The sequence below is a fragment of the Dyella sp. 05T440 genome (assembly GCF_056395965.1).
Map to the genome: position 1 here is coordinate 1 of NZ_JBFTKN010000015.1, position 22268 is coordinate 22268.

Sequence of the window (22268 nt, forward strand, 5' to 3'; positions counted from 1 at the left end):
CGTGGTCGTGGTCATCGAGGTTGAAGGCGTAGAACAGCGGTGCTTGCGCAGCTTGCTGACGACCCATCATCGTGGCAACGTCCACTTGTCCGATGGGTAGGCAGTGAATCAGCTTCAGACGGCCGATTCAACTGACTTTTTCAACACAATCGACCAGAAGCAGACCCCAGCTGCCAGCAGACCGGCTCATCCGCTTGATTGGGAAGCTGAAGCTGGCGTCGCAACGGGCGCATTGCGGGGCTGTCGGGCCGAAAGTTCCTGGCTGCCCGGCATCGCGACATTTCGCGAATGGTTGGTAATGGAGGGGCGGCGGCCTGCTGAATAGGTGCGGGCCTGACTTTCGACCCATGGCAGGCGAGGCAAGGTGTGGTTAGGTGGGGGTTTGTGCAGTCCACCGGGGAAGTCCTGATGCCACGCCTTCGTACGCTCGTCATAGCCACGTCCATTGCTCTGGCTGCCTGTTCGCAGCAATCGAACGATCAGGCCGCGCCGCCTGGTCCCGCTGCCGCCGGCACCGCGCCAGCCAAGGCGTCCTCGGTGGCGCCGGCCGCCGAGGTCAATGCCGTCAATCCGTTCCTCTCGCCCAGCACGCTGCCGTTCGAGGCGCCGCCGTTCGACAAGATCAAGGATGGCGACTACCAGCCCGCGCTGGAGGAGGGTATGAAGCAGCACCTGGAGGAGATCAACAAGATCGCCGACAACCCGGATGCGCCGACCTTCGAGAACACCTTTATCCCCATGGAGAAGTCGGGGCAGCTGCTCTCCCGCGTTCGTCGCGCGTTCTTTGCGGTAACGGGTGCCAACACCAATGACGTACTGCAGAAGGTGCAGCAGGACGAAGCGCCCAAGTTTGCGGAGCATCAGGACGCCATCGTCCTCAACGACAAGCTCTTCAAGCGCATCCAGACGATCTACGACCAGCGCGATTCGCTCAAGCTCGACCCGGAATCCAGGCGCCTGGTAGAGGTTACCTACAAGAACTTCGTGCGCGGCGGCGCGAAACTTTCCGATGCCGACAAGACCAAGCTCAAGGACCTCAATAAGGAAGAGTCCGGCCTGCGCGCTCAGTTCACCAAGAAGCTGCTGGCTGGCACCAAGGCCGGTGCGCTGGTGGTAGATGACAAAGCCAGGCTCGACGGGTTGTCCGATGGCGATATCGCCGCCGCATCGCAGGCGGCAGCCGGTCGCAAGATGGATGGCAAGTGGGTGATCCCGCTGCAGAACACCACGCAGCAGCCGGCGTTGCAGAACCTCAACGATCGCGCTACGCGCGAGCAGTTGTTCAAGGCGTCGTGGAACCGTGCGGAAAAGGGCGACGACAACGATACGCGTGAACTGATTTCGCGCATCGCGCAGATCCGCGCCGAGCAGGCCAAGCTGCTGGGCTTCTCCAGTTACGCCGCGTGGAAGCTGGAAGACCAGATGGCCAAGACGCCGGAAGCGGCGATTACCTTCATGGACAAGCTGGCCCCGGCTGCCACGGCACGCGCCGAGCGCGAAGCCAAGGACATCCAGGACGTGATCGACCAGCAGAAGGGTGACTTCAAGGTCGAGGCGTGGGACTGGAACCACTACTCCGAGCAAGTGCGCAAGGCCAAGTACGATCTGGACGAATCGCAGATCAAGCCGTACTTCGAGTTGGACAACGTGCTGCAGAACGGCGTGTTCTACGCCGCCAACCAGCTCTACGGCCTGACCTTCAAGGAGCGCAAGGACATCCCCGTCTGGCAGCCTGACGTGCGCGTGTTCGAAGTGTTCGACAAGGACGGCACCTCGATGGCGCTGTTCTACTGCGACTACTTCAAGCGCGACAACAAGCAGGGTGGCGCCTGGATGAGCAACCTGGTGGCGCAGTCCAAGCTGCTGGGCACCAAGCCGGTGGTGTTCAACGTCGCCAACTTCACCAAGCCCGCGCCGGGTCAGCCGGCCCTGCTGTCGTTTGACGACGTGATCACCATGTTCCACGAGTTTGGCCATGGCCTGCATGGCATGTTCGCCAATTCGCAGTATCCGAGTCTTTCGGGTTCGGCAACGGCGCGCGATTTCGTGGAATTCCCCTCGCAGTTCAACGAGCACTGGGCGACCGATCCGAAGATCTTCGCCAACTACGCGAAGAACTATCAGACCAAAGAGCCGATGCCGCAGGAGCTGGTCGAGAAGCTCAAGAAGGCCAAGACCTTCAACAAGGGCTACGACATGACCGAACTCCTCGGTGCCGCGTTGCTCGACATGAGCTGGCACAGCCTGAGCGCCGATGCGCCCAAGCAGGACCCGGACAAGTTCGAGATGGATGCGCTCGCCAAGGCCAAGATCAACCTGAGCTACGTGCCGCCGCGTTATCGCTCCAGCTATTTCCAGCACATCTGGGGGAACGGCTATGCCGCCGGCTACTACGCCTACTTGTGGACGGAAATGCTGGCCGATGACGCCTTCCAGGGCTTTGTCGACAAGGGCGGCTTGACCCGCGAGAACGGTGACCGCTTCCGCGCGATGATCCTCTCGCAGGGCAACACGCAGGACCTGGCCACCATGTACAAGAACTGGCGCGGCAAGGATCCGAGCATCGAGCCGATGCTGCTCAACCGTGGTCTGAAGGAAGCGCCGCCGAAGAAGCAATGACGTCCAGGCGTTGAAACAGGAAAGGGTCGGCTACGCCGGCCTTTTTCCTTTTGGACGGCCATCAAGAACGTTGGCGACTTTCCGGCCAGCTGCCAGGTTCGGAGTGTTTGAACATCAAGTCCGACAAGAATGGGGTGCCCCGTCCATGCCGCAGCGTGGCCGGGCCAATCCCGGCGGATTGCGTGATAAATGGAAGCGTCTGACAATCGTTGTCGACGGAGCCACTGTAGGGGCCCGTGACTGGCTATGACCACAGGGAGTGTCTCGCCATGCATCGATGTGCACAGGGTTTAATCGTTTCGTCTGTTCTTTTCGTCGCCACTTGCGCCATGGCTCCGTTCGCCTCCGCGATGCCGGCGGTTGCTGCAATGACGCCGATCACAACCGTCGGTGTGACCTTTGTTCGCGGCGGCAGGATAGTCAACCAGACCTCGCTATCAGTCCCCGACGATCAACCGTCGGAGTACGCCTCAACGGATTCCGTCGAAGGCGACCATGCCGCCTTTCGGGTGCGCGTGTCGATCAGGCGGATTTGCAAGGACCCCAAGCAGCTGCATGTCTCGCTGATGACCGAAGCAGTCGCTCCCAATGCTCCCGGCAGTCCCTCTGACAATGCGTGGTCTGGGTGCATGGAGCTTCCCGTCGATGAAACCAGGACGATACGCCTGGGCGGACAGTGGCAAGTGCAGCTGCTGAAAGGCGTCGAGCGCTCCTAGGGTGACAAGAGCGGCTCGCATGTGACGCAAGCCCTCGCGGCCTGCCATGGGGCCGCTGACGGGCAGACATGATCAGCGGCGCGAATAAGGCGCGATGAAGCACACGGGAGGAACGCGAGGATGGAAAGCGTATTTGTCGTCCAGCATAGGCACACTCTTCCAGGCGGCATCGAAGATTGGAAGATGATCGGCGTCTATCGCACCCAAGTTGCTGCGCATGCCGCCATTGACCGTCTGGCGGTGCTGCCGGGCTTCGCCAATCATCCGAACATCATTGACCCCCATGCTGCAGACGATGAAGACGGCTTTGACGTCTCAGAGCGCCTGTTGGACAGCGACAGCTGGACAGAAGGGTTCGTAACCATGGTCGGTGACCAGGAGTATGTCCCCTAACCATGCATGATTCCGGCCCATGGCGAAAAGCTCATGGCCTCAATTCGTGGCCCCATGACTCCTGCCGGACCCCATCGTAATCACCCATGCGTCAGGGATCGCCGGCCGGGTCGTCACCGGTGATGTTGCGTTGCATGCGGTCGAGATACTCATCGAGTTCCCGCGCGTCGGCGAACACCTCGTTCACCGGCACCGCTTTGACGATGTCAAACACTTTGCGTACCTGCGGCTGGGGATTGAGCAGCAGCGTGTGTCCGTTGCGTGCACGCATGGTTCGACGGATCTTGGCGATGCTGCGCAGGCCGGCGCTGCTGATGTACCCAAGTTCGGATAGGTCCAGCACGATCGTGCTTTCCTCAGGGACGCGCGGGAGCAGGTCCAGCATGGCCAGATCGAAATCATTGAAAGTCTGCGCGTCGAGCCGGCCATGGAGATGGAGGATGGTTCGCTTGGGCGACTCGTTTTCAACGTTCAGGCTAAACGTCATGGTCTGGCTCCGGTCGTGCGGGATGGAGGAAGCGTAGCTGCAAGTGGTTGCCATGCTCGTCGTGGCTGTAGCTGAGTTCGCTGGCCATGGCGCGCACGAGGTGGATGCCCAGGCCGCCGACTTCGTCGGCGTCGGCAACATCGCCGGTGAGCGCGGGCGTGGGTACCTGCAAGGGATCGAAGGGATGTCCATCATGGTGGAGATCGATCAATACGGCGTCGTCGCCCAGACGCATGTGCAGTTCAATCTTGCGGTCTGCGCCGCCTGCATGACCGTGCTGCACCATGTTGACCATGAGTTCCTCCAGCACCAGCCGCACGTCGTCCCGCACGGCGGGCGACACGCCTTGGTCGCGCAGCGAGGTGTCGCAGCGATCAAGCGTGTCAAACACATCGTCCATCGACGCATGGATGGTCAGCTCGAGCATGAGTGCTTTCCCGTCGGCAAGGGCATGATGCCAGTTCAGGGCGAGGACGGTGATGTCGTCGGCTTGCCCTGCGCCTTCGGCGAAACGGTCGACCTCGGCCAGCAGGCCGGCAGCAAGATCGGCGGCGGATCCCGACGGGGATCGCCCCAGGCATGCCAGCATGCGTTCGGCGCCGAACAACTGCTGATCGGTGTCGGTCGCCTCGGTGATGCCATCGGTGTAGAGCAGCAGGGTCTGGCCGGGGCCCAGGCGCAGTGTACGCGGCGGATAGCGGGCCTCGTCATCAAGGCCGAGCGCGGCGCCGGTATCCAGTTCGATCAGGCGGACGCCGTCCGCGTCGCAGAGCACGGGCGGTTCATGGCCCGCGCTGGCCATCACCAGTTCTCCGGTCGTGGTATCGAGCATGCCGCACAGCAGGCTCACGAACATGCAGCTGTCGTTATTGCGGCAGAGTTCGACGTTGAGCATCGACAGCAGGTGCTGCGGTGAGCGCGCTCTTGGCGCCAGTGCCTTGGCGAGCGTGATAGTGCGCGCCATGAACAGTGCGGCGGGAATGCCCTTGTCGGACACGTCGCCCACCATCACGCAGAAGCGCCGCTCGTTGAGCATGAAGTAGCTGTAGAGATCGCCGCCAACGGCCCGGGCGGGTCGCAGCAGCGCATGCAGCTCGAAGTTTTCGCAGTGCGCGTCGAGGTAATGCTCGCCCGGCAACAGTGCTGTCTGAATCTGGTGGGCGATGTCCAGCTCGCTGGCCAGGCGCTGCTGTTCCTTCGCGTTGCGGGTGAGCTCCGCGATGTGCAGTGCCAGCTCCGTGCGCATGCGGTCGAAGGCCTGGGTAAGGCGGCCGACCTCATCGGGGAAGCGGGGAGGGGGCAATTCAAAGGTCAGTGCGCCGCGTGCCACCTGTTCGGCGCGCGAGGCGAGCATGCCCAGTGGGGTCAGGATGCGTCGCGTCACCGCCAGCGTGATCACCGCCAGGGCGAGCAGGGCGAGCAATCCCAGCAACAACGCTTGCATGAAAGCTTGCCGCACGCCGGCGTAGATCTTGGTCTCCGGTATGGCGAGGCCGAAGCGCCAGTGCGTGCCTTCGACGGGCACGAAGTAAATCCACACCGGCTTGCCTTGAGCCTGCGGGTTCTGCGCGACGGCAAGCCGTACGCGGCTGGCCTGGTGACTGGCCAGCGCCTCCAGCAAATTGGCCTGCCCACGCTTGCCGACCAGGGCAGGGTTGTCGTGGGCAAGGTACGCGCCGCTTTCGTCCAGCACAAAGGCATAGGCGCCAGCGGGCTTGCCGAGCTCCTTCAAAATGCGGCTGAGCCAATCCAGGGAGACGTCCGCGTTGACCAGGCCCGTCGGGCGGCCGCCGCTGCTGATGGCCACGGAGTAGTTGATCATTTCGCGCTGACGCGACTGCGAATAGAAGTGGCGTTGCCAGCAACCTTGCGCGCAGCTCAGGCCCGCCAGAAACCAGTTCGTGTCCCAGTACGGGTTGTTGTCTTTGCGCAGGTCGCGCCAGCCCAGCGAGCCGTCGTCCTGGCGATTGATGAAAGGCGACACGGGCGGGTTGTCAGCGGTGGGCACGAAGGCCACGGCCAGGCCGGAAAGGTCGGCATTGCGCGCGAGCGCGCCGCGCAGCGTGGCCTCGGCGCCGTCCGGATGCGTGCCCAGCACAACGGCCAGGGTCTGGGCGGTGTCGGCTACGCGCGCCAGGCGCTGTTCGATCCGGTTGCCGGCCTCATTGGCGAGCGCCGTCGCTTCGCCATGCGCTTTCTCCAGGATTTGCCCGCTGACCCGGTAGAACAGCACGCCGCCGGCAATGGCCAGTACCAACACGGAGCCGGCCAGCACCCAGAGAGACAGCCGCGTAGCGATGCTGCGCAAAACCATGGCGAAACCCCTGTAGACCTTGCCATTCAGCCATGCGCGGCCCGTTTCGGCAAGACAGCCGGATGACCGTTGTGCGCTGTGACGCATTTGCTCTCAGGCCGTGCGTGTTGGCTTTGCACCCGATTTGAGAACGCGCGCGACTGGGATGACCGCCTGCGCCGCGTTGGCGGAGCCGCTAAGGGTGAACATCGGCGTCGATATCGCACATTTGTCGCTGTAGTAGATGGTTTTGAATGTCCGTTTTCTAACCGGGGCGGACATGGATTACGAACCATTCCCTAGCCTCCCGCGGGCGCAGGAGGCGCATGCAAGATCAACTCTGCAGGTTGCCGCCATTGAAGCGACCGAATCGCTTGGCCAGCGCAAGACTGATCAGTAACGCGCCAAGTCCCAGCGCCACCATGGGTTGCGCGTCGCGGATATCGAGATTGCCTACGCGAACAAGCAGAAGATAGGCGAGCACGAAATTCACGAAGCTCCAGATGACGTTGATCGTCGAAGACGACAGGCCCTCACCGCGTGGGCGGGCGAACGGCGACTGGAATGGACGTCCGGAGATGCCCCAGACAAAGTGAGGAAAGGCATTGGCGAGAAACATGCCGCCGAAGAAATAGGAAAGATCTTGAAGCCACGTGACCACGATGTCACTCCTTTGCAGGTTGTAAGGCGTTGAGTGCCGAGAAGACACATCCACCCAGTTGACGAACTACGCGACGAACCCGGCAGCGTTGGGTTATGGCTCGCCCAGGCGCTTGATCAGCGGGATCGCATCCAGAATGGTTCGCTGTTCGTCGGGCTCAAGTCGCATCAATGCAGCAAGCAGCCATTCGCGCTTGGCGTGGCCGCGTTTGCGTCGAACGTCGACGCCTTTGCCCGTCACTGCGAAAAGAACTTGGCGACCGTCGGACGGATGAAGCTTGCGCTCCACTAGTCCCTCCTGTTCCAGGTTCGCGAGAACCGTTCGCATCGATTGGGGCTTCATCGATGCGGCGCGCGCGAGATCCGCCGTGCTCATGGGGCCGTGCAGATCCAGCTTCTCCAGGACACCGGCTTGCGAAAGATTGAGTTCATCCGTGGCCGTCTCTGACCGCAGGCGGCGTAGCAACTGCCCAACAGCCGTCGCCAGTTCATTGGCTGCCGATGCCATGGTGGCTTTGGAATGGGGTGTCTTGACCATGGGGCGAGTCTAGAATTTGACAGTTTAACTTGCAAGTTAAACTGTCAAGTTTACGTCACCCGGGAAACGACTGGGTGGATGAGTACCCAACCATTGCAAGGTGGTTTTGGGCATCTGGATCGCGTGGGCCGGGGTCCGCTTCCGGCCCATCGATACTTTCGCTAGGTCGAACCGCCGTGGCGACGACCACGGGGGCGGCGATCGCCCTCAGCCCCCGCCGTAGCTCACCCGCCAGATCACATTGGATCCATCGTCACTGACCAGCAGCGAGCCATCGCCTGCCGTGGTGATGCCGACAGGGCGACCCCAGGCCTGGCCGCTGGGCAGAACGAAGCCGGTGAGGAAGTCCTCGTAGTTGCCGCTGGCACGTGCGGTGCCGTGGCGTGGCACGCGGATCACTTCGTAACCGACGCGCGCGGAACGGTTCCATGAGCCATGCTCAGACGCAAAGATGTCGCCGCGATAGGCCTCGGGGAATTGCGCGCCGTCATAGAAGGTGAGTTGCAGCGAGGCGTTGTGCGGATTGAGCAGGACATCGGGCACGATGGCCTTGCTGGCCAGCTCCGGGTGCTTGCCGGCGTGGCGCGGGTCCTGATGGTTGCCGATGTACCACCACGGCCAGCCGTAGAAGCCGCCTTCCTGCACGTGGGTGATGTAGTCGGGCACCAGGTTGTCGCCCAGGCCATCGCGCTCGTTCACCGAGCACCACAGCTCGCCGCTCTTGGGGTCGACCGCGAGCCCGACTGCGTTGCGGATACCGTTGGCGAAGACACGCATGTCCGAACCATCGGGCTTGAACACGAGGATGTCCGCGCGGTTCTTCTCTTCCGGTGTGGTGTCGGTATCGTCCACGTTGGATTTCGAGCCGACCGAAACGTACATGCGAGCGCCATCGGGCGAGAAGGCGATATCGCGCGTTGAGTGTCCGCCGTCGCTGTGCGGCAAATCGGCGATGTGCTCGGGCTTGCCCGATGGCTGCACATCGCCTTCCTTGTATGCGAAGCGCACGACGGCATCCGTGTTGCCCACGTAGACCCATTGCGGATGGACGGCTGGATAGAACGCGATGCCGAACGGTTCGTTGAGGCCAGTGGCGTAGACGTGAGTTTCCTTCGGGCGGCCATCAGCGGTGATGCCGCGGAACATCGTAATGCGACGCGCCCCGGTCTCGGCCACGAACACGTCACCATTGGGCGCGGTGCGCAGCAGGCGCGGATTGTCCAGCCCCGTGGCGTACAGCTCCACCTTGAAGCCCGGAGGCGCCTTGGGCCATGCATCGGCCGGACGTTCCACCAGTTGCGGCGCATTGCCCACCGACTTGGTGGCGTACGGCTTGGGCAGGTCGGCCGCAGTGATCTTGCGGCTGGTGCCCGGCGATTCGTAACGGAAATCAGTGAAGGGCGGCGTCGGTGCAGGCCAGTTGCCTGGCGTCATCGAGGCGACCGCCTTGGGCGCTCCTGCGGCGGGCTTGCCGGGTTCCAGTGATTCCAAATAAGTCACGATCTTCCAGCGCTGATCCTCACTGAGCGAATCCCACGCAGGCATGCCGTTGGAGACGTCGCCGTGCGTGATGAACCAGAACAAGGCGCCGGGCGGAGCCTTCTTTACCGTTTTGCTCGCCAGTGGCGGCACGTTGCCGTTGCCCTGCGCAGCCGCGCCATGGCAGGCCGCGCAATAGGAGCCGAACAGCGTCTTGCCGTCGTTGGTCGCGTCAGCCTTGCCGGCGTAGGGATTGGGCGTGTTGTCGGTGGAGGCGGGCGCATTATGGAAACGCGCCAGGTCCTGCTGGGCCAGTGCAGGCATGGAAACGATGGCGATCAATGAAGCAAGCGCCAGGAGCGTGCCGGCACGGCGGGACTTGGRGGCGGGCCTTGAGCCGTTCATGTCGTTCCTTGGGGGTAGGGCGGAAGCACTGTCATGTAAAAGTCATGGGCCATCAAACGGACGTCCAGATGACATGAAGAGGCTGCAAGCATGCCCTAGCGCGCGTGCAAGTGGCGCATGTCGCGGATGACATATTTGTCACTTGCATCCATCGATGTCTATTCGTGATGATAGTCTGCTGCCTTCGATGCCACGGGAGGGGCGATGCATCCGCGGCGTGTCCACCTGATGATCGGCGCGGCGTGCATGACGTGTTGGCCGTGGATGGCCAGTGCACAGCAGGCCACGTTGCCGGCCGTGCAAGTCAATGCCAGTCGCCTCGACATGCCTGCGCTGGATGTTCCGGCGGCGCTCAGCATCGTCAAGGTGGCGCCGGCCGAAGTCGGCAATCCCGGTGTCAATCTTTCGGAGGTGCTGGTGGGCGTGCCCGGCATCCTGGCGCGCGACCGGCAGAACTATGCGCAGGACGAGCAGATATCGATCCGTGGCTTCGGCTCGCGCAGTACCTTCGGTGTGCGCAGCATTCGTCTTTATGTCGACGGCATTCCTGCGACGTTGCCGGATGGCCAGGGCCAGGTGTCGCACTTCGATTTTGATGTAGCCGAGCGTGTGGAGGTGTTGCGCGGCCCGTTCTCTGTCCTCTACGGCAACGCCGCCGGTGGCGTGGTGCAGCTGTGGAGCGCTCCGGGTACGGCCACGGCGCAGACCACGCTGGGCGTTTACGCTGGCAGCAACGACAGCTTCCGCTATCTCGCCGATACGCGCGGCACCGTCGGCGCCATGGATTACAACGTCGCCGCTTCGCAGTGGCTATCGGGCGGCTACCGTGACCACAGCCGCGTCAATCGCCAGACGGCACATGCGCGCCTCGGCTTTGACCTGGGGCAGGGACAGACACTCACGCTGGTGCTGAACCACCTGGATCAGCCCGTGGCGCAGGATCCGATGGGCCTCACCAAGGCGCAGCTGCAGGCGGATCCGCGGCAGGCGTCGCCCGCGGCGGAGCAGTTCGACACGCGCAAGAGCACTCGTCAGGACCAGTTGGGCCTGATCTACGAACGGCCTTCCGGCGACGACGGGCAATGGCGCGCAATGGCGTATTACGGCCAGCGCGAGATCACCCAGTACCAATCCATCCCCGTCGCCACGCAAGCCAATCCGCTACAACCCGGCGGCGTTGTTCAACCCGATACGCACTACGGCGGCGCGGATCTTCGTTGGACGCATCGCGGCGACTGGCTGGGTGGCGATGACGAATTCGTGCTCGGCGGCGGTGGCGACTACCAGCGGCAGCACCGCCTGGGCTACGAAAACTTCGTGGGCGACACGCTGGGCGTGAAAGGTGCGCTGCGTCGCGATGAGGACGACAACGTCAACAATGTGGACGCGTATGCGCAGTGGTACTGGCACTTTGCGCCAGCGTGGGCGCTGATGCTCGGATTGCGGCATGACGATGTGCGCTTCAGTGCGCACGATTACTACATCACGCCGTCGAATCCCGATGACAGCGGCGACGTAAACTACTCTGCCACCACGCCGGTCGCCGCCCTGCAATGGCGGCCAGGGGAGACGCTGCGGCTCTACGCCAGCTACGGCGAAGGCTTCGAAACACCCAGCTACAACGAGCTGGGATATCGCAGTGATGGCGCGCCGGGCCTTGCCCTCAACCTTCGGCCCGCGCGCAGCCGCAACATCGAGCTGGGCGCCAAGTGGCAGGCCACGCAAGCACTCGCTTTCAACGCGGCCTTGTTCCGCGCCGACACGCGCGACGAACTGGCCATTGATACCAGCGTCAATGGACGCACCACTTATCGCAACGTGCCTGAGGCGAGGCGGCAGGGCGTGGAGCTATCGATGGATGGCGAGATCGCGCCATCCTGGCATCTGGTCGCCGGCTATACGCACTTGCAGGCACAGTTCCGCAGCCATTTCCTCACTTGCACCGCCACGCCATGCCTCGCGCCGAACGTGCCGGTGCGCGCCGGCAGCCGCATGCCAGGCGTGCCGGAGGACTACGGCTCCTTGCTGCTGCGCCATGGCGGCGACGCGCGCTGGAGCCAGGGCCTCACGCTTACCGCGGCGGGCCCGACGACAGCCAACGATTTTGGCACCGCCCGCGCCGCCGGCTATGTCGTCGCGGACGCCGATGTAACCTACCGCTTCCCGCTGGGGCAGGCGGCGCGCATGCAACTGAGCGCCCGCGTGAATAACCTTGCTGACCACCGCTATGTCGGGTCGGTGATCGTCAACGACGGCAATGGTCGCTATTACGAACCAGCCCCGGGCCGAACGTGGATGTTCGGCGCGAGGCTGGTGTTCTGAGGAATCTTGTCCATCAGTTGGGGAGCTGCGACTGCGCAGCGGATGGCTCACGGGCGGCGGAACGCACCGTCGATGGTTCCATTACGGTCGAGCACAAAGGCAACTTCCTCGGTGCCATTCGCATGGCGAACCAGATACTTGTCCCATCCCTGGGGCGTGACTCCGGCAAACTCGTGGGATGTGACCGGACCAAGCCCGCTTAGAAAGGCATCGGCGCGCGGCTTCTGTTCGCGCATCAGCGCGGCCAGATCGGGGCTCAGGCGTGGAGCGTCGGGATTATAGGCAAGCAGGATCTGCAAGACCTGCTCGCTGTCGGGATAGGGCTGCTGGGCGCTCACACGTGTGTCGAGTGCGGTCTGGATGCCCTGGGCCGCTGCCGCGTCGATGCGCGGCGCCAAGACGTGGTTGCCGTTCTGGTAGAACTCGATGGCCGTGCTCTGGCCTTGCGCATTCACCACGAAATTCATATGTGCGTTGACCACTTTCAGGAAGAACGCAACATTGCTGCTCGGATAAATGGGAATGAATCGCTGCCCGGTAAGTTGCGTGGATAGCTGCGCCCCTTCCAGCTTCACCGTCATCACCGAGTAAGGGCCGAATTGATAGGTGCCCACATAGTTGGCGAGAATGGCGGGGCTCACATTCACCGCCTGCTGCGCCGAGGCATCGGCCACGTTGGGCGGCGTCACCTGCGCCGCGAATGCCGCCATGCCTACCGAGGCACCGATCATCGCCAGCGCGGTCAAGCGCGCACGCTTCCCTGGTTTAAGCAACATGATTTTGATCCTTTGCTCAAGAAATGATCCGGACTCCGACATGGCAGCCACGGCGCCTATGGAGCGGGACTGGTTCTGTCCCACTTGAATCAACGTTTCGCAGTAGCCCTTCACGGCCGACCCGCCGCGGAGGACGCGGGCGTCGCAATCCACTTCGATGGCGCGACGCAGCCGATGGAATTGCCACCACAGCGGTAGATTCCACGGCATGGCAACCAGCAAACACAGCGCGATGGAAAGCACGTGCGGGTCGCCTGCGTCCAGGTGCGATTGCTCGTGTGCAAGAACAAATCGCTGCTGCGCGGCGGGTTGTTGCAGTAACCAGGTCGGCATGACGATGCAGGGGCGAAGCAAGCCGACGACGGCGGGTCCGGCATCCGGGGCGATCAGCACCGGTGTGCCCAGGAGACTTCCCCGCGACCACAAACGTTTCCGCCAATACAGCAGGCTGCCGCTGAGCACCAATCCAGCCAAAACGAGCAGTGAAGTCGCCAGCCAGACCCCATGAAACAACGTCTCGAGCCGGGCGGGTGCGATGCTGGCGTTCTGCATGCCGTGATCGAGGGCTGCCATCGGGAGGTGCACCGAGGTTGCCTCACGCAACACGATCCGTTCCTGGACGCGTGCCTGCTTGATCAGGCTCGGCACCTGGATCGTGACGTTGGGAATGATCACCGGCAGCAGCAATGAGGCGATCATGGTGGTCAACCAGATCCAGCGCTTTGATGCCTGGCGCTGCGTGGCGGCGTGTTCGGCGATCAGCGCCGCCAGGCCCAGTAGCACGCCTACGATCAGTACATAACCAATCATGGAGAGCATTACGGCTTGTCCTTGTCGGACTGTGCAGCCAGCAACTGGCGCATGCGCCTGATCTGTTCCGGGCTCAGTTTCTGATCGGACACCAGGTGCGAGAACAGCAATTCCGTCGAACCCTTGAACAACTTGTCGGTCAGATGCTGCAGGGCGTTCTTGCGCGCCGCCTGCTGCTTCACGCTGGCAAAATAGCGATGACCGCGACCTTCCTCTTCGTGCCCTGCATAGCCCTTCGCTTCCAAGGTCCGCAGCACCGTGAGCACCGTGGTATAGGCAAGGGGATCGCTTAGACGCTCGCGGACCTCCGCGACGACCGAGGGGCCGTGGTCCCATAGCACCTGCATCACATCCGCCTCTCGGTCGGTGAGCGAGATCTTCATGGCGACGCATCCATCTACTATGTTGTTAGTAGATTCTATGCATCGGCGCGTGATTGTCAACTAGATCATTAGTAGATGCGCCATTCCGCCAATGCGGGTTGGCCCTGGATCCAGGGAAAGCCAAACGATGCGCGCCTATGGGCGCCACAAGTCGCGTTCGCCGGCCCAGACCTGGAAGTTGGTCAACGCACTCGACCCGGACCATCAGGCAGGCGTCTTGTCGCTGCAGGTAACTCTTGGAGGATCATTGGCGAATGGGCTATGGAGTCAGTCCCGGAATTTCTGCGGCAGACCCGTTGCATCGAGGAACCTGCTTTGACACCTATCACTCGTTTTCTACGCAACCTTGCCATTTCGCCGCTACCGGTGCCTGCGTCGTGGTACGCGCTGCCGCTGCGACTCATCGTCGGATTTGGTTTCGTCGAGCACGGCTATGCCAAGTTGGCCCGTGGATCGGAGGCGTTTGTCGCGATTCTCCACGCGATGGGCATGCCTTTCGCCGAGGTGTTTGGCTGGGCGACGATTGCCATCGAGGTCGTTGGTGGCTTGCTTGTGCTCTGCGGCGCCTTCGTGCCTGTTGCCGCGCTGCCCATGGCCATTGTGTTATTGGTGGCCATCGTTACGGTTCATCTGCCCAATGGTTTCAGTTCGATCAAACTGATGTCCTACGATGCCGCTGGTGCGCATTTCGGTCAGCCTGGGTATGAAACGGATCTTCTCTACCTGGCGGCATTGATTGCGTTGTGCATCGGCGGCGCCGGCCCGTTCTCGGTCGACGGCTTTCTTCGCAAGCGGCGATCGAGCTGATCGACTTGCCGATGGTGGAGTTGCCGGCAGGACCTTGCCAGCGATTCGCAAGCGATTCGATCCGGTGGACAGCGACGAGTGGAGACTGTCATGACCGTTCCCAGCAAGAGTCCTGAAAGGCTGATGATCTTTTCCGATGGCGTGTTCGCCATCATCATCACCATCCTGGTGCTCGAATTGCATCCTCCGCATGAGGCGTCGTTTGCAGCGCTGGGAAAACTCTGGCCTTCAGGCGTGGCCTATGCGGTGAGCTATCTCTTTCTCGCGATCGTGTGGGTGAATCATCACCATGTGTGTCGATACGTCGCCGAGGCTTCGCGCTCGTTGATATGGACGAACTTTGCGCACTTGTTCAGCGTGTCCTTTGTGCCCTTTACCACCGCGTGGATCGCTGAGTCGGGACTGGCTTCCGTTCCCGTATTGTTCTACGCCGTCGTCTTCGCCCTGATCAATGCCACCTATGTCTTGCTGTGCAAGGAGGCAATCGATCGGCAAGGCGCGCATAAAGTGACTGCCGCGGATCGACGGGTGATGAAGATCCGGTCACTGACCACCTTGGCCACTTTTGTGGCGGCTGCCTTCATCGCTGCCTGGCATCCGCTGGTGGCAATGGCCCTGATCTGTTGCTGCCTGATCATCTACTTGCGACCGGATGCCTCCAGTCGCACTTAGCGGCATTCTGTGCGTTCGCCGCAGTCGGCTCGCCCGGGACTCGATCCGAAAGGCGCAAAGGCTGCTTGCGACGGGAAGGCATGGCAGACGCTCGGGCGAGCGGATTTCGCGTGCAACCGGGGCGCGATTTTTAACGGGCGTCGTCATCATCGGGCTGCCGCTATGCTACGTCTTCGCGAGCGCGGTGCTGTATCGCCAGCACAGGCGCATGGATGAGCTGAGGGAAGAGGTCGCGAGGCTGTGCAAGAATGATGGTGAACGTTTGGTTGACTGAGTGACGTACCTTGCGTTGGCTCGCCGATGTGCGCCGCCTGGCTCAGGGCCGCTGGAATGAGAGCGCTTTGTTCAAGGATAGGAGGTCCCGTGAGACACGTACTGATCGCCGGCGTCCTGGTTGTGACGAGCTTTTGCACTTGGGCGCAGACGACCCTGCCTGCCGTCAAGGTCACGGCGCCGCCGTATTCATCGGAGTCTGGCGGCTATCTGATCTCCGGCGATTTCAAGGTCGATCCGCGCATGCCGTCGGTGGTGTTTCCCGCACAGCCCCTGGTCAAGGACGACATCCTCAGCATCGAGCCCATCCACCTGCAGGACAACGAATACCTGGTACTGCAGGAGTGTGCATCGGCGGATTGCCACGAGGCCTCGCTGGTCCGTTATTGGAACTCCGACGACATCGGAGGGAACGATACGAGACATAACCGCTTGTGGATCACGCATGAGAACAAGTACTTCATCTGGCTGAAGCGTCTGCCGGAAGTGTCTGGACAGAGCTGCGGGCAGGGCTGGTTCAAGTTCGATGCCACCACGACGAAATGCGGCAGTCATTTCAACCACTTCCAGCAGATCAGTCCGCCGCTGATGCTGATTCCCACGGGCGAATTGGCGGCCTATCACAAGGATATTCTGGAAAAAGCCGTGCTCGCCGACCCCTTGCAAGTGGTGAAGCAGACGCATGAAGGTTCCACGTATGTGGTGACCTATGACGGCGGCAGTACTGTACGCGTGCGACGCATGCATGCTGCACAGATCAATTAGCACGTTGCAGTTGGAATCTCAGCGAGGGCAGGGGTAAGGTTTGCGCCCGACGCATCGGGGGCATTGCCGGCGACCCGGGCGGTCGTCACACTCAATGGCGAATTGAACGATCGGAAAGGAGCTTCGCGTGCGGCCACAGGTGCTGATCGCAGTGATCGTTTTGGGGATGATGCTCCAGGGATGTGCCCGGTCGCCGACCGTGCTTGGCGAGAGTGAGCAACAGTCGCTGAAGTCGATGGCGCTGTTTGGCGACGATGGGAATCCTCGCTTCACGGCCTATGTGGCCTGCACCAGCGAAGATCAAAGCTGCGCCTTGGTCGACAAGGCTTTCTCGGCATGGGCCGAGCAGCGTCGCATTGTCATTAATCTCGTAGAAGATGATGACGCTGCGTTCAAGAGTGGCATTCTTTCGTCCGGCAAGGCATCAAAACCGCCGTATCGGCTGGCCTTGCAGATCAATCCACTGTTGGTCCCGAGCTTCTTTCAGTTTCGCGGCGGCATGCATGCCCAAGGGGGCTATAAGCCGCCACGAGTCGGCTATAGCGCCAGGATCTACGTCTTCGATGCGCAGACCGGAACGCTTCTGAAGGACATGCCGGTGCATCAAGAAGTCACGGCCAATCCCGATAGCACGGCAAACCGTTATATCCAGTCGGAAATGGGCGTTTTGATCAGCTCGGTTGATCCGTATTACCACATGACCAGCAAATGATTTGAGGGCGGTGGGCATGGTCTACCTCTCCATGCTGCTGGTCTATCTGGGCCTCACTGCGATCATGTTTGTTGCCGTGCTCGCTGTTTGGTTCGCTGCCAGGCGCATGCCTGACTCTCGAAGGTCGCTCGTGCTTGTCGTCGTCGCCACCTTGCTGCTCAGCCCGTCGTGGGGGCCGGCAACCATCGTCGTCGTTCCCGTCCCGTTCGGGATCTCGCTCCTCACGACACTGATGACGTGGTCTTGGAGTGAATTGGCCAGGTGGTTGGGCATGTTCCCGCTATGGCATGCGATTGCTTTTCCAGCCACCGCTTGCGTGTCTTACGTTGTGGTTCGAAAGCAGCCATCGGGCAAGTCGGAGACGGGCGGCTCTGCAGCCGTCTAGCTTCGATGGATTTTCAGGGCGAACGGTCCACTTCCGATCCAGGAGTCCGACTGTCCAGGGGAGTGGGGCTATACCGGCGGCCGCGGGGTGATCACCATTGCACGAGTAGCGCCGGTGGCCTCAGTCGATACGCAGCGAGGCAGTCAGCAGTTTGAGGATCGAATCAACCTTGGGGAGCAATTGACGGCTGCGCGGCCACACGAGATTGAGCGGCAGGCCTTCCACTTCCAGCTGCGGAAGAATCTTCACCAGCGTCCCTTGCTGCAATTCGTCCCTCACTAGCCAGGTCGCCAGCTGGGCAATGCCGCAACCGGCCTTGACGGCGCTGACCACCGCCTCGCCGCTGCCGAGGGCCATCGTCGCTTGCACCGTCCATGGTTCCGGCGGGCCGGCCTCTTGTGCGATCAACCAGGGGCTGGTGCTGCCGTCGGCTCGGCCGTAGACGATGGCCGCGTGCCGGGCGAGTTCCGCAGCCGACTGTGGCGCGCCATGCTGTTTGAGATACGCAGGCGAGGCGCACAGGCTCAGGCGTTCGGCGCCCAGGTATCGATGTCCCACGGCTTCTGGCCAGATATTCGCGCCGCCGATACGCACGGCCACATCGATGCCTTCATCCACGATATCGACAAAGCGATCCGTGAATGACAGATGGGGACGAAGGTTGGGATGCTGCTCGAAGAACGGCAACAACACCGGCAACACCTTCATGCGACCAAACGCAGCAGGCAGATCCAGGCGCAGATGACCGATGGGCTCCACGCGTTGCGCAGCGAGTACCGATTCTGCTTCCGCGAGGTCCGTGAGCACGCGCGCGCAAGTCTGGTAGTACGCGGCGCCCGCATCGGTGAGGGATAGTGTTCGAGTGGAACGTTCGAACAGGCGCACGCCCAGTCGCGCTTCCAGTCGCGCCACGCTTTTGCCAACCGCCGAATTGGTGAGATTCAAGCGCTCGGCCGCTGCGGTAAAGCTGCCGGCGTCGGCGGTGAAGACGAACGCCTCAAGCCCTTTCAGTCGTTCCGACGGAGTCATCTTGCGCTCTAATTATGGAAAATCTATCCAGAATATATGGAAATAATACCCTAATAGAGATTATATATCCGCAATAAGCTAGTGAATCCCTGGCTATTCCTCGATACGTTCATGTCTTCTCTACCAACAGCGACGCCGGGCGGCACGCCGTCCGGGCGTGGCGCTGGAGCGATCGCCATCCTGGCGGTGGCCGCCTTCGTCATCGTCACTACCGAGTTTGTGATCGTTGGCTTATTGCCTGCGTTGGCGCGCGAACTGCGCATCTCCATTTCTGCCGCCGGACAACTTGTTACGCTTTTTGCATTCACGGTGATGCTGTTCGGCCCGCTGTTGACCGGCCTGCTGTCGCATATTGAACGCAAGCGTCTATTCGTGATTATCCTGCTGATCTTTGCCGCGTCCAATGCGCTGGCTGCGATGGCGCCGAACATCTGGGTCCTGGCGTTGGCGCGATTCATGGCTGCGCTCTTGCTTCCGGTGTTTTGGGGCACGGCCAGCGAGACCGCCGGGCAACTTGCCGGATCCCAGCACGCCGGTCGCGCGGTATCGATGGTGTATCTGGGCATTTCCGCGGCGCTGTTGTTTGGCATCCCGCTGGGCACGCTTGCCGCGCACGCCTTTGGTTGGCGCACCGCCTTTGCCTTGTTGGCTGGCCTGTCGCTGTTGATGGCGATGTTGATCGCGGCCTTCATGCCGACGCTGGAACTTCCACGACGCATGCGGCTCGTCGAGCAGGCGCGCATTCTCAAGGACCCGCGTTTTGTCGCCCATGTCGGTCTGTCGGTGCTGATCTTCACGGCGATGTTCACTGCCTATACGTACCTGGCGGACACGCTGGAAACCTTGGTTGGCGTTGCGCCTGCGCGGGTTGGCTGGTGGCTGATGGGGTTTGGCGCGATCGGACTGATCGGAAACTGGCTCGGCGGCCGCGCGGTCGATCGCAGTCCACTGGGGGCCACGTCCCTTTTCGTGGTGATCCTTGGTGTCGGCATGGCGGCGAGCGTGTCGCTCGCACGCGCCGGTGGCTGGTTCGACATACCGTTCGTGCTTTGGGGCGTTGCTTACACAGCCCTGTTTCCGATCTGCCAGGTGCGCGTCATGCGAGTGGCCTCGCACTCCCAGGCGCTGGCGGGCACGCTCAATGTTTCAGCTGCCAACGCAGGCATCGGACTTGGCGCCATCATCGGAGGCTTGGTCATACCGCATGGGGGCCTGGGTGCGGTGGGCTATCTGGCGACGGCGATGGCGGGCTTGGCGTTGTTGACGATCCCGTTCATCGCTCGACTTGGAAAACCTCGAGCGCTTGAAGTTGGCGACACATCGCCTGGCGGAGCATTTCCGGCAACGACTGCCGAGTCCGCGGGAAATCACCAAAGGGGCTTTGCATCAAAGTAACTCGGAGAAGACATGAGCATTCCTGGCATCAAAAAAGTTGATCACGTCGGTTTTACCGTGCCCAACCTCGACGAAGCAGTGTCGTTCTTTCGCGATCATTTTGGTTTCGAAGTCGCCTATGAGTTTGGCCCTTTCGCCTCGAACGATGACTGGATGTCGGTGCACCTCAACGTTGCCAGCGACGCGGTCATCGACAGGATCGTGATGATGACCGCCGGCAATACGAATCTGGAGATCTTCGGTTATGCCCCGACCGAAACCCAGGAGAAAACCCCGCCACGAAACTCGGATATCGGTGGCCACCACCTGGCGTTCTATGTCGATGACATGGATAGGGCGGTGGCATACCTGCACCGGATCGGCCTTACCGTCCTCGGCGAGCCCACGGTGATGACGCAAGGTCCATCGGCTGGCGAAACCTGGGTCTATTTCCTCAGCCCGTGGGGCATGCAGCTTGAGCTGGTCTCCTACCCGAATGGGAAGGCCTATCAGTGGGTCGGGGATGCATCGTCCCCGCAGTGCAAGGCGTAGGCTCTGGTCAGACGCCGTCGTACCTCTGCGCAGGCGTTATTTTCTGACTCTCCTGGACGCACCTTCGGTCAGTGCTTCGATCAGCAGCGAGGTCAGGGTCTCGACGATATGGCGCGTCTCTGGCGACTCCCCAAGTACTGACACTTCGACGGTCGGCAGAGCTGGCCAGTGCCGGGAGGGCGCCATGGTTTTCATGCCTTCCTGTACGAGGGACTTGCTCAGCACCGTTACGCCTAAACCTCCCAGCACCGCCGCCCGTACGCCACTGAAACTGCCGACGGTGCAGGCCGCCGTCCATTCGCGTCCCGCTGACTCCAGCGCTTCGATCATGGTCTCGCGATACACGCAAGGCGGTTTCATCATCACCAGCTGTGCGGGAGTCTTCGGATCCATCCGGAATCCCGGATAGGCGGCCCAGACCAGAGGCTCGCGCCAGATCACACGCCCGCGTCGCAAGGCCCCGCTCTTTGGCGTCCTGGCTATGACGAGATCCAGTTGCTGCGATTCGTGGGCTGCGAGCAAGTCCTGGCTGGAGCCTGTAGTCAGATCGAGTGCGACTTCGGGATAGCGGCGACGGAATCCAGCGAGCAGGTGAGGTAGTTGTGTCTGCAGCAGGTTTTCCGAAATGCCGAGCCTGAGTACCGATGCCTTCGGCGGCTGCGTAACCTCCTGCATGAATGCCTGGTAGTGATCGAGCAGGCGTCTGCCCGCGACGAGCACCCGTTCTCCATCCTTGGTCAGATGCAGCGAACGGCTTGTTCTTTCAAACAGGCGCATCTGCAGCGCGTCTTCAAGTCGAAGCAGCTTTTGACTGACTGCGGACTGGGTGCGGCCGATGACTTCCGCGGCCGCCGTAAAGCTGCCCTGATCGGCCACCACGATGAAGGCCTTCAGCAGATCAAGGTCGATGTCGGATGCATTCATAAATAAGAAATATTTCTAGATGAGAGAAATATTATTCGGTTTACTTCTTGACAGCAACAACTGAAACTGCCTCCCTACCGCGCCGAGAGTTCTCAGTACGCAAGGCGCCAACACCTCAAATCTGGCGAATACGCAGGAGACTGATCCCATGGCCGAGAAGCATGCTGTTCAAATCGTCGAGCGATTCTGGCGCGAAGTGTGGCAGGGCAAGAACCCCGGGGCGGCCGATCACATCGTGGCCGAAGACTTTGGCGTCACCTCGGGTGGCGTCTTGATCGAACCGCGTGTTGCATTCAAGACATGGGTCAGGGCATTCCTGCGTTCCATCGACGACTTCAAATTCGACATTGTCGAGATGTTTCCCAATGACACGGGGGATCGAGTCGTTACACGCTGGATCGTCACCGGCCGCAACAACGGCTTCATGGGATTTGAGCCCTGCCATACGCCGATCCGCATGACGGGCACCTCGGTCATTCACGTGCGCGAAGATGGATTGCTTCAACACAACTGGGTGGAGCGCAATGCACTGGAAGTTCAGCGCAGCCTGGCTGCCGTGCGGCGGCAGGATCAGTGAGACGAACTGACCATGCTGTGCGAGGCGCGTTCGCGCTTTCGCATCGGCAGGCTATCCCGATGCGCAAGCTTCCCAAAAAATACTCCCACTATGTCTTTGGTGTGATCCAGTCGGGAATCACTTGCTCGATTGCGGCCGGCATAGCCTGCGCCCCCTTCGTATCCAGCGGGACTTTTCTATCCCATTGGGTCCACGCCTATCTCTATTCATGGGTGATCATGCTGCCGCTCGTGGTGATGGCGGCTCCCGTCATCCGGAAGTTGGCGGGTGCGATCACCGAATGACAGGCGTCACCGGAGGGCAGCCTGGCGGGCGAG

22 protein-coding genes are annotated in these 22268 nt (G+C 61.6%); 13 read left to right on the forward strand and 9 right to left on the reverse strand.

Annotated features, from left to right (window positions below; translation table 11 throughout):
- Positions 1 to 408: 408 nt before the first annotated feature.
- The 3 genes from dcp to AC1DE1_RS17355 all read left to right on the forward strand — a co-directional run bounded on the left by dcp (position 409) and on the right by AC1DE1_RS17355 (position 3728).
- Positions 409 to 2619: a peptidyl-dipeptidase Dcp gene (dcp, locus tag AC1DE1_RS17345; RefSeq protein ID WP_477179162.1), complete on the forward strand. Its 2211-nt coding sequence runs from the start codon at positions 409 to 411 to the stop codon at positions 2617 to 2619.
- 368 nt (positions 2620 to 2987) lie between these two features.
- A complete protein-coding gene (locus AC1DE1_RS17350) occupies positions 2988 to 3335 on the forward strand; it encodes a hypothetical protein (protein WP_477179163.1) in 348 nt (115 codons plus the stop codon).
- Positions 3336 to 3455: 120 nt separating this feature from the next.
- Positions 3456 to 3728: a hypothetical protein gene (locus AC1DE1_RS17355; protein WP_441603981.1), complete on the forward strand. Its 273-nt coding sequence runs from the start codon at positions 3456 to 3458 to the stop codon at positions 3726 to 3728.
- A 91-nt stretch (positions 3729 to 3819) separates the two neighbouring features.
- On the opposite strand, the gene AC1DE1_RS17360 is transcribed toward AC1DE1_RS17355, so the two are convergent.
- From AC1DE1_RS17360 to AC1DE1_RS17380, 5 genes are all read right to left on the reverse strand, one after another.
- Positions 3820 to 4215: an STAS domain-containing protein gene (locus AC1DE1_RS17360; RefSeq protein WP_441603980.1), complete on the reverse strand. Its 396-nt coding sequence runs from the start codon at positions 4213 to 4215 to the stop codon at positions 3820 to 3822.
- Positions 4205 to 6529 (reverse strand): SpoIIE family protein phosphatase, encoded by a 2325-nt coding sequence (locus AC1DE1_RS17365; RefSeq protein WP_477179164.1) that lies wholly within the window; start codon positions 6527 to 6529, stop codon positions 4205 to 4207. The genes AC1DE1_RS17360 and AC1DE1_RS17365 overlap by 11 nt, the downstream gene beginning before the upstream one ends.
- 313 nt (positions 6530 to 6842) lie before the next feature.
- Positions 6843 to 7169, reverse strand: coding sequence for a hypothetical protein (locus tag AC1DE1_RS17370; RefSeq protein ID WP_477179165.1), 327 nt, complete (start codon positions 7167 to 7169; stop codon positions 6843 to 6845).
- 93 nt (positions 7170 to 7262) lie between these two features.
- Entirely contained in the window at positions 7263 to 7706 is a 444-nt protein-coding gene (locus AC1DE1_RS17375) for a MarR family winged helix-turn-helix transcriptional regulator (RefSeq protein ID WP_441603977.1), read from the reverse strand.
- A 207-nt stretch (positions 7707 to 7913) separates the two neighbouring features.
- Positions 7914 to 9590: a c-type cytochrome gene (locus AC1DE1_RS17380; RefSeq protein ID WP_477179166.1), complete on the reverse strand. Its 1677-nt coding sequence runs from the start codon at positions 9588 to 9590 to the stop codon at positions 7914 to 7916.
- A gap of 204 nt (positions 9591 to 9794) precedes the next feature.
- Here AC1DE1_RS17380 and AC1DE1_RS17385 point away from each other — a divergent pair, with 204 nt between their 5' ends.
- Entirely contained in the window at positions 9795 to 11912 is a 2118-nt protein-coding gene (locus tag AC1DE1_RS17385; protein WP_477179167.1) for a TonB-dependent receptor family protein, read from the forward strand.
- Positions 11913 to 11959: 47 nt separating this feature from the next.
- Here AC1DE1_RS17385 and AC1DE1_RS17390 read toward each other — a convergent pair whose 3' ends face one another.
- Positions 11960 to 13507 (reverse strand): M56 family metallopeptidase, encoded by a 1548-nt coding sequence (locus AC1DE1_RS17390; RefSeq protein ID WP_477179168.1) that lies wholly within the window; start codon positions 13505 to 13507, stop codon positions 11960 to 11962.
- Positions 13507 to 13881: a BlaI/MecI/CopY family transcriptional regulator gene (locus AC1DE1_RS17395; protein ID WP_441603974.1), complete on the reverse strand. Its 375-nt coding sequence runs from the start codon at positions 13879 to 13881 to the stop codon at positions 13507 to 13509. Before AC1DE1_RS17395 ends, AC1DE1_RS17390 begins: the two co-directional genes overlap by 1 nt.
- Before the next feature lie 261 nt (positions 13882 to 14142).
- Between AC1DE1_RS17395 and AC1DE1_RS17400 the strand changes: the two genes are divergently transcribed.
- The 5 genes from AC1DE1_RS17400 to AC1DE1_RS17420 all read left to right on the forward strand — a co-directional run bounded on the left by AC1DE1_RS17400 (position 14143) and on the right by AC1DE1_RS17420 (position 17495).
- A complete protein-coding gene (locus AC1DE1_RS17400; protein ID WP_477179169.1) occupies positions 14143 to 14688 on the forward strand; it encodes a DoxX family protein in 546 nt (181 codons plus the stop codon).
- A 90-nt stretch (positions 14689 to 14778) separates the two neighbouring features.
- Positions 14779 to 15360 carry a TMEM175 family protein gene (locus AC1DE1_RS17405; protein WP_477179170.1) on the forward strand — a complete coding sequence of 194 codons (582 nt, stop codon included), beginning with the start codon at positions 14779 to 14781 and terminating at the stop codon, positions 15358 to 15360.
- Between the two features lie 363 nt (positions 15361 to 15723).
- Positions 15724 to 16398: a hypothetical protein gene (locus AC1DE1_RS17410; RefSeq protein WP_477177160.1), complete on the forward strand. Its 675-nt coding sequence runs from the start codon at positions 15724 to 15726 to the stop codon at positions 16396 to 16398.
- A gap of 127 nt (positions 16399 to 16525) precedes the next feature.
- Positions 16526 to 17110 (forward strand): hypothetical protein, encoded by a 585-nt coding sequence (locus tag AC1DE1_RS17415; protein WP_477179171.1) that lies wholly within the window; start codon positions 16526 to 16528, stop codon positions 17108 to 17110.
- A gap of 16 nt (positions 17111 to 17126) precedes the next feature.
- Positions 17127 to 17495 carry a hypothetical protein gene (locus AC1DE1_RS17420; protein ID WP_477179172.1) on the forward strand — a complete coding sequence of 123 codons (369 nt, stop codon included), beginning with the start codon at positions 17127 to 17129 and terminating at the stop codon, positions 17493 to 17495.
- A gap of 120 nt (positions 17496 to 17615) precedes the next feature.
- Here AC1DE1_RS17420 and AC1DE1_RS17425 read toward each other — a convergent pair whose 3' ends face one another.
- Positions 17616 to 18524 (reverse strand): LysR family transcriptional regulator, encoded by a 909-nt coding sequence (locus AC1DE1_RS17425; RefSeq protein WP_477179173.1) that lies wholly within the window; start codon positions 18522 to 18524, stop codon positions 17616 to 17618.
- An 81-nt stretch (positions 18525 to 18605) separates the two neighbouring features.
- On the opposite strand from AC1DE1_RS17425, the gene AC1DE1_RS17430 reads away from it, so the two are divergent.
- Together AC1DE1_RS17430 and AC1DE1_RS17435 are read left to right on the forward strand one after the other, a co-directional pair.
- Positions 18606 to 19919 carry an MFS transporter gene (locus AC1DE1_RS17430; protein WP_477179174.1) on the forward strand — a complete coding sequence of 438 codons (1314 nt, stop codon included), beginning with the start codon at positions 18606 to 18608 and terminating at the stop codon, positions 19917 to 19919.
- 12 nt (positions 19920 to 19931) lie between these two features.
- A complete protein-coding gene (locus tag AC1DE1_RS17435) occupies positions 19932 to 20450 on the forward strand; it encodes a VOC family protein (RefSeq protein WP_477179175.1) in 519 nt (172 codons plus the stop codon).
- 36 nt (positions 20451 to 20486) lie between these two features.
- On the opposite strand, the gene AC1DE1_RS17440 is transcribed toward AC1DE1_RS17435, so the two are convergent.
- Positions 20487 to 21374, reverse strand: coding sequence for a LysR family transcriptional regulator (locus AC1DE1_RS17440; protein WP_441603965.1), 888 nt, complete (start codon positions 21372 to 21374; stop codon positions 20487 to 20489).
- Between the two features lie 148 nt (positions 21375 to 21522).
- On the opposite strand from AC1DE1_RS17440, the gene AC1DE1_RS17445 reads away from it, so the two are divergent.
- Together AC1DE1_RS17445 and AC1DE1_RS17450 are read left to right on the forward strand one after the other, a co-directional pair.
- Positions 21523 to 21951 carry an ester cyclase gene (locus AC1DE1_RS17445; protein ID WP_477179176.1) on the forward strand — a complete coding sequence of 143 codons (429 nt, stop codon included), beginning with the start codon at positions 21523 to 21525 and terminating at the stop codon, positions 21949 to 21951.
- A gap of 59 nt (positions 21952 to 22010) precedes the next feature.
- Positions 22011 to 22235 (forward strand): DUF2798 domain-containing protein, encoded by a 225-nt coding sequence (locus AC1DE1_RS17450; protein WP_441603963.1) that lies wholly within the window; start codon positions 22011 to 22013, stop codon positions 22233 to 22235.
- Positions 22236 to 22268 lie beyond the last annotated feature (33 nt).